The 10,376-nt window shown below is 32.9% G+C and carries 12 protein-coding genes; 3 read left to right on the forward strand and 9 right to left on the reverse strand.

The window, feature by feature from the left end; all coding sequences use genetic code 11:
• Positions 1 to 245: 245 nt before the first annotated feature.
• The 4 genes from WC622_RS06250 to cmk form a co-directional block, all read right to left on the reverse strand.
• Positions 246 to 962: an SH3 domain-containing protein gene (locus WC622_RS06250; RefSeq protein WP_372818331.1), complete on the reverse strand. Its 717-nt coding sequence runs from the start codon at positions 960 to 962 to the stop codon at positions 246 to 248.
• Positions 963 to 1,105: 143 nt separating this feature from the next.
• Positions 1,106 to 1,510, reverse strand: a complete 405-nt coding sequence (locus WC622_RS06255) for a GNAT family N-acetyltransferase (RefSeq protein ID WP_372818333.1) — start codon at positions 1,508 to 1,510, stop codon at positions 1,106 to 1,108.
• Between the two features lie 17 nt (positions 1,511 to 1,527).
• Entirely contained in the window at positions 1,528 to 2,364 is an 837-nt protein-coding gene (locus tag WC622_RS06260; protein ID WP_372818335.1) for a DUF1080 domain-containing protein, read from the reverse strand.
• 72 nt (positions 2,365 to 2,436) lie between these two features.
• Positions 2,437 to 3,120: a (d)CMP kinase gene (gene cmk, locus WC622_RS06265; RefSeq protein ID WP_372818336.1), complete on the reverse strand. Its 684-nt coding sequence runs from the start codon at positions 3,118 to 3,120 to the stop codon at positions 2,437 to 2,439.
• Between the two features lie 118 nt (positions 3,121 to 3,238).
• Here cmk and WC622_RS06270 point away from each other — a divergent pair, with 118 nt between their 5' ends.
• Together WC622_RS06270 and arfB are read left to right on the forward strand one after the other, a co-directional pair.
• On the forward strand, positions 3,239 to 3,772 hold the full coding sequence (locus WC622_RS06270; protein ID WP_372818337.1) for a ferritin: 534 nt from the start codon (positions 3,239 to 3,241) through the stop codon (positions 3,770 to 3,772).
• Between the two features lie 24 nt (positions 3,773 to 3,796).
• Entirely contained in the window at positions 3,797 to 4,207 is a 411-nt protein-coding gene (gene arfB / locus WC622_RS06275) for an alternative ribosome rescue aminoacyl-tRNA hydrolase ArfB (protein ID WP_372818338.1), read from the forward strand.
• 31 nt (positions 4,208 to 4,238) lie between these two features.
• On the opposite strand, the gene WC622_RS06280 is transcribed toward arfB, so the two are convergent.
• Positions 4,239 to 5,192: a lipid A deacylase LpxR family protein gene (locus WC622_RS06280; RefSeq protein WP_372818339.1), complete on the reverse strand. Its 954-nt coding sequence runs from the start codon at positions 5,190 to 5,192 to the stop codon at positions 4,239 to 4,241.
• Positions 5,193 to 5,196: 4 nt separating this feature from the next.
• Positions 5,197 to 7,668, reverse strand: coding sequence for an endopeptidase La (gene lon, locus WC622_RS06285; RefSeq protein WP_372818341.1), 2,472 nt, complete (start codon positions 7,666 to 7,668; stop codon positions 5,197 to 5,199).
• Between the two features lie 302 nt (positions 7,669 to 7,970).
• On the opposite strand from lon, the gene WC622_RS06290 reads away from it, so the two are divergent.
• Positions 7,971 to 8,597, forward strand: coding sequence for a tetratricopeptide repeat protein (locus tag WC622_RS06290; protein ID WP_372818343.1), 627 nt, complete (start codon positions 7,971 to 7,973; stop codon positions 8,595 to 8,597).
• Positions 8,598 to 8,671: 74 nt separating this feature from the next.
• Here WC622_RS06290 and WC622_RS06295 read toward each other — a convergent pair whose 3' ends face one another.
• The 3 genes from WC622_RS06295 to WC622_RS06305 are packed head-to-tail and all read right to left on the reverse strand — an operon-like array spanning position 8,672 to position 10,241.
• Positions 8,672 to 9,250 carry a DUF4256 domain-containing protein gene (locus tag WC622_RS06295; protein WP_372818344.1) on the reverse strand — a complete coding sequence of 193 codons (579 nt, stop codon included), beginning with the start codon at positions 9,248 to 9,250 and terminating at the stop codon, positions 8,672 to 8,674.
• Positions 9,251 to 9,271: 21 nt separating this feature from the next.
• Positions 9,272 to 9,850 carry a YdeI family protein gene (locus tag WC622_RS06300; RefSeq protein ID WP_372818346.1) on the reverse strand — a complete coding sequence of 193 codons (579 nt, stop codon included), beginning with the start codon at positions 9,848 to 9,850 and terminating at the stop codon, positions 9,272 to 9,274.
• A 4-nt stretch (positions 9,851 to 9,854) separates the two neighbouring features.
• A complete protein-coding gene (locus WC622_RS06305) occupies positions 9,855 to 10,241 on the reverse strand; it encodes a DoxX family protein (RefSeq protein WP_372818347.1) in 387 nt (128 codons plus the stop codon).
• Between the last annotated feature and the right edge of the window lie 135 nt (positions 10,242 to 10,376).

The raw sequence follows: 10,376 nt of genomic DNA on the forward strand, positions 1-10,376 counted from the left end.
ACTGCAAAGGTAGAAATTTCTTTTTTAAAAGAAAAGATTTTTTTAATAAATGTTGCTGATAATTAAGGATATAGTAATTACTAGTACGCGTTAAAGAATATTGAAATACCAATTTTTGGAAAAGCAATACCCGTATTTCAATTTACGTTAGTCCCGCCTATCACTTTATTCGCTACGTTCGTGCTCGCTGCAATCGGGTTTAAAGAACAAAAACAAGGATTAAACCCATGATATTATATTAAAATTTACTTTTTATGATAGACTGCTTTGGTGAATCCCTCACCAATTAATGTTTTTTCATCTAAAATCATTAATAAAATTGTGTTTTCTTGCTGTTTTGTTTTAATCATATTATCTTCAATAACATAAGGAGCAGTAAACAAAGTATCTACATACGTATCTTCAATAGTTACTGAATCCTTCGATTTAAAATCAAATGATAAGTATTGAGAGTCACTGTCACTCGTAAATTTACCATTGATGTCCTTTTTAACTATAAAGCTCACATAGCAGAAATAACCAATAATTATAACAATTACAGCAGAAATCACCATTAAGAACTTGTTATTCATTAAAAACTTAAAAATAAAGAATAACATAATAAGAAGTACAACTGTAACTAAACTTAAAAAAATGATGTTTGAATTGTCTTTAGTGGCTTTTTGTTCAACTATGTGTTTTGTTACAGGCGCTTGTTTAGTTGGAGAAGCAGCAATTTTTGTGAGATATTCGCTACTTACATAACCTTCTCCATTGGTAACTTTAACTTTAAAATATTTGGTGTTAGCGGAATCTAAAACCATAACATTTTCGTTTTGCGGGATAAATCCAATTATTTTACTCTTTGGATCGCTTGTTTCTCTAACATTTAATTTATCTGCTTTGACTTTATATAAATCTTGGGCATTTAAGCTTAATGAAATGAAAAGTAGAAAAATAGAAAGGAAAAAGTTTTTAGTCATACTGTAGATGGTTTGTGTACTCGTTAAAAATTCTGCTAATATCGGGGTAATACTATAGAAATTTTAATTTTTACTAATCTAAAGTTAACAACAAGTGAGAGTAAAGGTTTTATAATAATGATCTAGAGAGATACAAATTTGGTTTATTTCCACTCCGCTCTATCCATAATAAAACTACTTTCTTGTTTTTTGAATCCGATTTTTGGATAATATTCTAGAGCAGTTGGAACTGATAAAAGTAATACCATAGATTGTTCCCCAACTTTTTCTTTAGTGAGATTAATTAATTTTCTGCCAATTCCCTCATTTTGATAATCTTTTCTAATAGCAAGATCGGCTAAATAACAACTCCAAACCCAATCAGTAATGCAACGTGAAACTCCAACCAATACATCTCCATCCCAAGCAGTTACTATCAAATTAGAATTACCGAACATCTTTTGAATCCTTTCCCTGTCATGTGTTGGCCGTGGTAGGCCTGCATTATCATACAATTCAATAATTAAATCGGCATTAGGTCGTTCTTCGAAACTGTATCTAATATTCATATAGAAAATGCATTAAATTATTTAAGCAACTCATCAATTACTTTATCCAATTTTACTTTGTCCTTCTTATAAGGCGCTAAATCAAATAAAGCAACTTTTCTAAATTCAATTGGATGGCTTTCGCTTTGCAAAGAAATAAAACCTTCAGTTAGTCTTTTTCCATCTTCCTTAACTTTCGGATCATAGTTCGCGACACTTCCTCCTCCAATTTGTGGTTTTGTATACGTTAATACCAGTTCATTATTCACAAAATGTTTAATAACCGAATCGCCTAAAACTAAAAATTCTGCCGTAACCCATTGCTCGCCATGAAAAGTTTTTGAATTTGATTCTAAACAATGGGCCATGGTTAATTTATCGTCCATGTAAATTGTTGTGCCAGGGGTACAAACATTGCTGGTATGACGTTCATGCGTTCCATCACCACCTAATAATTGACCTTCGATTGAAATAGGAAAGTCTTGATCTTTGAGCATGGTTATCGGGTCTTGACAATGTAACATTGCTCCGCTGTTTCTCAATGCCCAACCTTCGCCACCTTTAACTTGTTCGCCCACAAAGCGATATTCTACCCTTAATAAGTAATAAGAAAAAGGTTTTTTATAAAAAATATGCCCGTATTGTTGGTTAAACTCTCTGTAGCCATCATAACTCACTTTCATTACACCGTTTTCTACACGAAATGTATTGGCGTAATTTTCTCCAACCTCATGTTTGGCAATTTTTATAGTCCAATCTTTAAGGTCTTTTCCATTAAATAGATTAATCCAGCCTTTTTGTTGGGCTTGTAAGGTGCTATTGCAAATTAATAAGGCAATTAACACAATCGATTTTAGAAAATAATTGAATTTCATACGGCATTTTAATTTGCCTGTAAAATACCAATTTATTTTAATATCCCTAAATTGGAAAATGCTTGAGGAGAACTAAATTTTTTCTAAAAAGGGTTTAACTTTTTCTAAAGCAAAATCAAGTTGTTCTTCTTCAGTGATGTCTGTATTATCCAAAATAATAGCATCTTCTGCTCTTATCAAAGGACTTTCTACCCTTGTAGTATCCGCGTAATCGCGATGTGCAAGATTTTCGAAAACTTCTTCTAAAGTAGTCACATTATCACCTTTTGATAATAATTCCTTATATCTACGTTCTGCTCTGATTTTTGGGTCGGCAGTCATAAAAAATTTAACTTGAGCGTCTTCAAATACAGCGGTACCAATATCGCGGCCATCCATTACAATGTTTTTAGATTTGCCCATACGCTGTTGTTGCTTTACCATATCGTGGCGCACTAGTTTATTGGCAGAAACCTCACTTACATTTTCAGATACTGGCATTTGCCTAATTTCTTCAGAAACTTCTTCTCCATTTAGAGTGATATGAGATTCATAATCTCGAGCATGAAAATTCAATTCAATGTGCTGTAAGGCATTTTTTACAGCTTCATCGTTGTTAATATCAACCTTGTTGCGAATAAAAAATAAAGTTACCGCCCTATACATCGCACCGCTATCGATGTATATGAAATCTAATTTTTTAGCCAAGGCTTTTGCCAACGTACTTTTTCCGCAAGAAGAATAGCCATCAATTGCTATAACTAGATTTTTTCTCATGTATTGCAAAAGTAGTATTTTGAATTAATTTTTGGAAAGTATTTATGAATGATCAAAAGCTATCTAGAACTTTTAAGGTGTTCGGTTTGTTATACTAACTCATTTTAAACTAAACGCAATGTTATTATCCGAAAGAATGTTAAATGCTTTAAATGAGCAAGTTAAAATAGAAGCAGAATCTTCTCAAATTTATTTGGCAGTTGCCTCATGGTTAGAAACTCAGCCAGGATTAGAAGGTTATACCGAATTTTTTTATAAGCAAAGCGATGAAGAACGTCATCACATGTTAAAATTTATACACTATATAAATGATAGAGATGGACATGCTATTATACCAGCTTTAGTAATGCCACAGAATAATTATTCGCAAGTTATTGATGTTTTTAGAGATTTTTTGAAGAATGAATTGGAAGTTTCTCAATCAATTAATGATTTGGTTGAATTAGCATTGAATGAGAAAGATTACCTGACATTTAAATTCTTGCAATGGTATTTAGATGAACAATTGGAAGAAGAAAAAATGGCTAAAACCATACTTGAAAAATTAGAATTGGTTGGTAATGATAGAGGTGGAGTTTACCAATTGGATAAGGATATTGTGAGCTTAAGGAAAAAAGTAAGCGAAACAAAAGAGGAAAGTGGAGCTGAATAATTAAGATGTTGCTACATTTGTATTATGATACCGGTTAAAGAAGAACTAATTAAGGAAGTAACTTTTAAAACATCGCGAAGTGGGGGAAAAGGCGGACAAAACGTAAATAAAGTATCGAGCAAAGTAGAATTGATTTTTACTATTGCAAATGCTTCTTTTTTATCTAATGAAGAAAAAAGTTTATTACAAGAAAAATTATCGAACAGATTAGATACAGAAGGTAATTTGCATATAGTTTCTCAAGAGGATAGGAGCCAACTTTTAAATAAACAACGAACATTGATTAAGTTGATGAATTTATTAACTAAATCTCTGCAAGTGCAGAAAAAACGTAAGCCTACTAAAATTCCTAAAGCTGTGATTGAGAAAAGATTAACAACTAAATCACTCACTTCTTCAAAAAAGGAAAATAGAAAAAAGCCCGGACTAGATTAGTCAGGGCTTTTTTAATATTCTAGAAAACCTTTTAGTTAAACCTATAAAACATAGAAATTGTACCGTATTGATGCGCTTTTGCAGTACTTTTTATTTCTTTTGATTTAAAAACTAAACCATAATCAAAGGTAAAACGAGGAGTGCTGTAATTAAAGCCTAATTGCTGTGCAAATACCACTCGTTTTGGTTCAAAAGTTACTGGACTTTCATCATTAAACATACTTCCTTGAATAGTAGCGTCATAAGCAACTACGTTAAGTTGTGGTTTGGCATAAAAAAACAATTCATTCTTTACCAATTTAGTTGTTTTCGCATTATTACTAATTGCACTATTTGTGTATGAAGAATTAAATAACTGATTAATGTTTCCCGCTCTAAACAAAACACCAATTCCAGCGCTACTAAAAGTTGTACCTGCATTAGCATATCCTTCAAATGAGAAATCTAAATTATTTTTTGCTGAGCGATGTAATAACTGTGTGTATTGTGCAGAAAGATTAATGGCTAGTTCGTTTTTAATCTGATATTGCCAGCCATCAATCGTATAAAAACCAACAATATCATGCAATAACTTTTGTCCATCTTCCCCTAAAGAATTTGGACCAACTGTACCTAGCTCTATTCCAGTTTTTAAAATACGTTCGCTTTTATAGAAGAAATTTACATTTCCACCAGCATATAAATAACCTGCAAACGGACGATCTTGTTTATTTGGATAAGGTGCATATCCAGAAATAGGATTGTACATTTTTTGTCCAGCAGAAATCTCGTAAGTTAATTTCTCTAATTTTTCACCCAGTTTTTGTTGATCCGTCGCATGACGAAAATAAATAAACAATCCATTGGTATAATAACGATCCTGTCCGTAAAAAAGATAAGCGTCATTATCGCTTTTAAAGCCAAACTCATTTTTAAAAGTTTGGGCGAAACTACTTAAGCCTACTAAAAATAATACAGCAAAAAATAAGGAGAGTTTTAATCGCATTGGCTTAGGCAGTTACAGTTGGTTTTTTTATTGTTAAATCTTGTGCATTTTTCACTTTATCTTTCATAAGAGCTAATTCAATTACCTCTCTCATTTCACTAACATAATGAAATTTCAGATCTTTTATATAATCTTCTTTAATTTCTAAAATATCTTTTCGATTAGATTTACATAAAATTATTTCCTTAATATTCGCTCGTTTAGCAGCCAATATTTTTTCTTTAATACCTCCAACCGGTAATACTTTTCCACGAAGTGTGATTTCGCCTGTCATGGCTAAATTAGATTTTACTTTACGTTGTGTAAATGCCGATGTTAATGCGGTCAGCATGGTAATACCTGCCGATGGGCCATCTTTTGGTGTAGCACCTGCGGGTACATGTACATGTATATCAAACTGATCAAATAACGCATTATCAATGCCAAATAAACCTGCATGTGCTCTAATGTAAGCCAAAGCAATAACTGCTGATTCTTTCATTACATCACCCAAATTACCAGTCAGTGTTAACTTACCTTTTCCAGGACTTAAACTTGCTTCAATAAATAGAATATCACCCCCAACAGACGTCCATGCTAAACCAGTTACTACTCCAGCAACTTCGTTACCTTCATAAGCATCTTTATCATAAATAGGAGCGCCCAAAATGCGTTCTACATCGTCTAAATTCAAAGCTGCTTCATACGTTTCTTCCATTGCAATTTTGGTAGCAATACCACGTACTAACGAACCGATTTTCTTTTCTAAACCACGTACACCACTTTCACGAGTATAATCTTCAATCACTTTTTCAATTAATGAAGTTTTAAGCGAAATATCTTTAGATTTTAAACCATGAAGTTCCTTTTGTTTTGGCAAAAGATATTTTTTAGCAATTTCTATTTTTTCTTCTATCGTATATCCATTTACTTCAATAATTTCCATACGATCTAAAAGTGCAGGTTGTATGGTGCTTAGTGAGTTTGCGGTTGCGATGAATAATACGTTTGATAAATCGTAATCTGCTTCAACATAATGATCATTAAACGCATTGTTTTGTTCTGGGTCTAAAACTTCTAGCAAAGCTGATGAAGGATCTCCTCTAAAATCTGAACCTACTTTATCAATCTCATCCAATACAAAAACTGGATTTGCTGCACCAGCTTTTTTAATCGATTGGATAATTCGACCTGGCATTGCGCCGATATATGTTTTTCTGTGACCACGAATTTCGGCCTCATCTCTAATGCCTCCCAAAGCCATACGTACATATTTACGGTTAATTGCTTTTGCAATAGATTTACCCAAAGAGGTTTTTCCAACTCCTGGAGGGCCAACCAAACATAAAATAGGGGCTTTCATGTCTCTTTTTAATTTCAGAACAGCCAAATATTCTATAATACGTTGTTTCACTTTTTCTAAACCAAAGTGATCTTTATCTAAAATGCGTTGAGCACGTTTTAAATCGAAATTATCTTTTGTAAAATCATTCCAAGGTAAATCGAGCAATAGCTCCAAATAATTCATTTGGATAGAATAATCTGGCGCTTGCGGATTCATTCTGCCTAATTTTTCTAGTTCTTTAGCAAAATGATCAGCAACATGCTTTGCCCATTTCTTCTTTTTGGCACGAGCTTCTAATGCTTCATATTCTAAATCAGATGAATTTCCACCTAATTCTTCCTGAATGGTTTTTAATTGTGCGTTTAAGAAATAATCACGTTGTTGCTTATCTAAATCGGTACGAACCTTAGATTGAATTTGATTTTTAAGCTCTAACATCTGCAATTCAGAAGTTAAAAGCTCCATTACCATTTCAGCACGTTTACGCAAATTGCCCATTTCGAGCATTTTTTGTTTATCAGCAACATCTGCATTCATGTTTGAAGAGATGAAATTGATCAGAAAGGAGGTGCTTTCGATATTTTTTAATGCAATCCCAGCTTCACTCGGAATATTTGGTGAAAGCTGAATAATTTGAGATGACATTTCTTTAATAGATGCCACTAAATTTTTAAATTCTTTATCAACTTTGTGCTTTGATTCGGCGAATTTTGCAATTATTACTTTGATATAAGGCTCAGATTGAACTTCTTCTACCAATTGAAAACGTTGTTTACCTTGAATGATAACAGTTGTATTGCCATCAGGCATTTGTAGCATTTTAATGATTTGTGCTACAGTACCAACGCTATTTAATTGCTCAAATGTTGGGTCTTCTATGGATACATCGCGTTGTGAAACCACACCAATAATTTTATCGCCTTTGTATGCTTCTTTTATTAGTTTGATGGATTTATCTCTTCCAACAGTAATTGGTATAACTACACCAGGAAACAAAACGGTATTTCTTAGTGGTAGGATAGCAAGTATTTCTGGCGTTTCTTCATTGTTCATCTCATCTTCGTCTTGTTGAGACATCAGTGGGAAGAACTCAGTATCTTCATTTATTATGGGTAGTGCGTGACTAAAATCAAATTGATCTTGTTTGCTCATTTATTGGCCTTTTAAAATAGTATAAAACGACAAACTGACAGCGTTGCCGTAAAAAAGTATTAATTGTGTACGATCAGATATATTTTCAACTCTTGTGCCAAAAACGAAAACATGAATTGTGCCTGTTAAAAAGTCAGCCTAAAAAAATTGACTTCTATATATCATATTTAAGCTAATTTAGCGTTTACCTTAATATTTGCAAATGGTATGATAGTTGCAATGGGGTAAGTATACTAAAAGTAAACTGGCATTTATTGTTCCTTTGTTAGGGATTTTGTAATTTTAACTAAATAAAACGCTTAATGGATTATCTTAAAAAAACATTTTTATTATTATTTATAGTTTCTGCTGCTAGTTCCTCTTATGCCCAAGGTAATTATGAGAAAATGGGTACACAAGCGTGGATGAAAGGAGATTATAAAACTGCAGTAGCTCAGCTAGAAAAAGCAGATAGTTCTGATCCAAATAATATAAACGTGTTAAGAATGCTAGCGTATTCAAATTTTCAATGTGGAGACTTTGAAAAGGCAATTACCGCTTACAGTCGCTTAATTGTTTTAAAACCAAGTGATTATTCAGCTTACTATTATCGTGGTAAAGCAAGATTAAATATTGCAAATTTACCTAAAGAATCGCTTAATCAAATGAGAGAGAACTTTTATACGTCTGCGATAAAAGATTTTTCTAAAGCAATTGAGATAAATGGTGAGGAAGATACTCAGATTTTACAAAATAGGGGTATTGCTTATAAGGATTACGCTATTTTTAAATCTTACAAAATTAAAAAAGCAGCAGAAAAGGCTGCAGTTGTAGTGATATTCAATAATTCTATTGCTGATTTTCAGAAGGTATTGACGATACAACCCTTACGAAAAGATATTGTTTCTTTAATTGATTATGTAAAAGCTCAAATTACTAGCTTGAAATAAAAGTAAGAAGTAGATAAATAGAAAAGCCTCCCGAAGTTTCGGAAGGCTTTTTTGTTAGGTAAGATTTTAAAGATTTAAACTCGTAAACATCCCCGAAAACCTCTAGCTGCATAATAAGATTCTGCGCCATTGTGATAAAGAAATACAGTATTATAACGACGATCGCAAAAGAGAGCACCACCCAATTTTCTAATAGGTTCTGGTGTGATAATCCAGCTTGATGTTTTTGTATCGAAATTTCCTATTTGTTGTAATTCTCGGTATTGTTCCTCTGTTAAAATCGTAATTCCCATATCAGCTGCCATTTCTACTGCGCTATTTTCTGGTTTATGCTCTTTTCTTGCTTCCAATGCTTGATGATCGTAACATATACTTCTACGGCCTTTTGGGCTTTCTGCCGAACAATCGTAAAAAATATATTCATCAGTCTTTTTATCGTTCCCGATAGCTATCGAGACAACATCTGGTTCGCCACCGGTTATTTCCATTTCATTTAGCGACCATAATTTCTCGCTATTTGCTTCTAGTTTTGCTTGCACATCGGCCCATTCTACATCTTTATGTCGGTTCATATTTTTTTCAAATCGACTTTTTAAGATACTAAGTATTTCTGCTTGTAGTTCTGACGACACTTCTCTTTTTGCAGTATTCATGTGTTACATGTTTTTGGTAATTTAATCATTCAGTCCTTTTCCTTCAAAAATATGAGGGATACATTTTTCAACTCTTGTTTCTCGAGTTTTAGCTTGCTTTGGTGCGGAAAAATATAATAAATATGCTCTTTGTCGACCTGGAGTTAAGGCATGAAAAGCAGTTTTAAGCGCTGGGATTTCATCCAACTTATGTTGAAATTCTTTCGCAACAGGAAATTCAGTAGTCTTTTTGAATTTGGCTTTTATTCCGGCTTTTTCGATTTCTATAGCTTCAAAAATGTAAGCCTTCAAGGTAGCTTTCATATCGATTATCTCCCGAACATTGGTAAACCGAATTTGACGAGCAACTTGTACATTTTTAGTTTGCTGGATGAGTATCTCGTTAGGATCTTGTAGCAACACACCTTTGAAAAATAAATACGCACAATATTCTTTAAAATCATGAATTAAAACGATGTTGCTATTTTGAAATATATAGCATGGAACGCCCCATTTCAATTCTTCAGTCAATCCACAATCCAGCGCAATTGTTCTCAGTTGTAACAATTCCTCCTGCCATTTCATAGCCTTATTAAAATAAAAATCAACTTTAGGATTCATGTTTTTAGTTATTAACTGTAGTAGTTTTTCTATCTGTAGGTCTAAAATACCAAGATATTACAGTCAGAATAAGTAATAATGTTGGTCCAAAAAATTCTTTTGCACCATCGCCAATGGCTAAATGAGAAAAGATAGCTCCCGACATGGTAAAAAAGAAACCAGAATAGGCCCATTCTTTTACTACCGGAAATTTAGGAATAAGCACGGATATAACTCCCAAAATTTTCCAAACTCCAATTATAGTGAGCAAATAAGCAGGGTAGCCTAAGTGCGTAAACATAGTTACCTCATCTTTTACTTTTAATGCTTGTACTATTCCGGTAGATACCATACCTAAGGAAAGCCAAATGGTAGCAATCCAATAAATGATTTTAGTTGTTTTTGTGGTCATAAGGATATTATTTTTTCCGATAGCTATCGGGATTACTTAAGATATCTTGTATTCGATTATGCGCCATATTTATACCTTGAGCAAAAGGTAAAGCAAGGATTTGATTTCTAAGTTCAACAGATTTATACACAACAT

Origin of the sequence: Pedobacter sp. (genome assembly GCF_041662865.1) — a bacterium.
In the GTDB taxonomy this organism is placed as follows: Bacteria; Bacteroidota; Bacteroidia; order Sphingobacteriales; family Sphingobacteriaceae; genus Pedobacter.

Coding starts and splice junctions, on each gene's coding strand:
- WC622_RS06290 (WP_372818343.1), top strand. CDS start 7,971: ATGGATTATCTTAAAAAAACATTTTTATTATTATTTATAGTTTCTGCT.
- WC622_RS06260 (WP_372818335.1), bottom strand. CDS start 2,364: ATGAAATTCAATTATTTTCTAAAATCGATTGTGTTAATTGCCTTATTA.
- WC622_RS06255 (WP_372818333.1), bottom strand. CDS start 1,510: ATGAATATTAGATACAGTTTCGAAGAACGACCTAATGCCGATTTAATT.
- arfB (WP_372818338.1), top strand. CDS start 3,797: ATGATACCGGTTAAAGAAGAACTAATTAAGGAAGTAACTTTTAAAACA.
- WC622_RS06300 (WP_372818346.1), bottom strand. CDS start 9,850: ATGAATCCTAAAGTTGATTTTTATTTTAATAAGGCTATGAAATGGCAG.
- lon (WP_372818341.1), bottom strand. CDS start 7,668: ATGAGCAAACAAGATCAATTTGATTTTAGTCACGCACTACCCATAATA.
- WC622_RS06280 (WP_372818339.1), bottom strand. CDS start 5,192: ATGCGATTAAAACTCTCCTTATTTTTTGCTGTATTATTTTTAGTAGGC.
- cmk (WP_372818336.1), bottom strand. CDS start 3,120: ATGAGAAAAAATCTAGTTATAGCAATTGATGGCTATTCTTCTTGCGGA.
- WC622_RS06270 (WP_372818337.1), top strand. CDS start 3,239: ATGTTATTATCCGAAAGAATGTTAAATGCTTTAAATGAGCAAGTTAAA.
- WC622_RS06295 (WP_372818344.1), bottom strand. CDS start 9,250: ATGAATACTGCAAAAAGAGAAGTGTCGTCAGAACTACAAGCAGAAATA.
- WC622_RS06250 (WP_372818331.1), bottom strand. CDS start 962: ATGACTAAAAACTTTTTCCTTTCTATTTTTCTACTTTTCATTTCATTA.
- WC622_RS06305 (WP_372818347.1), bottom strand. CDS start 10,241: ATGACCACAAAAACAACTAAAATCATTTATTGGATTGCTACCATTTGG.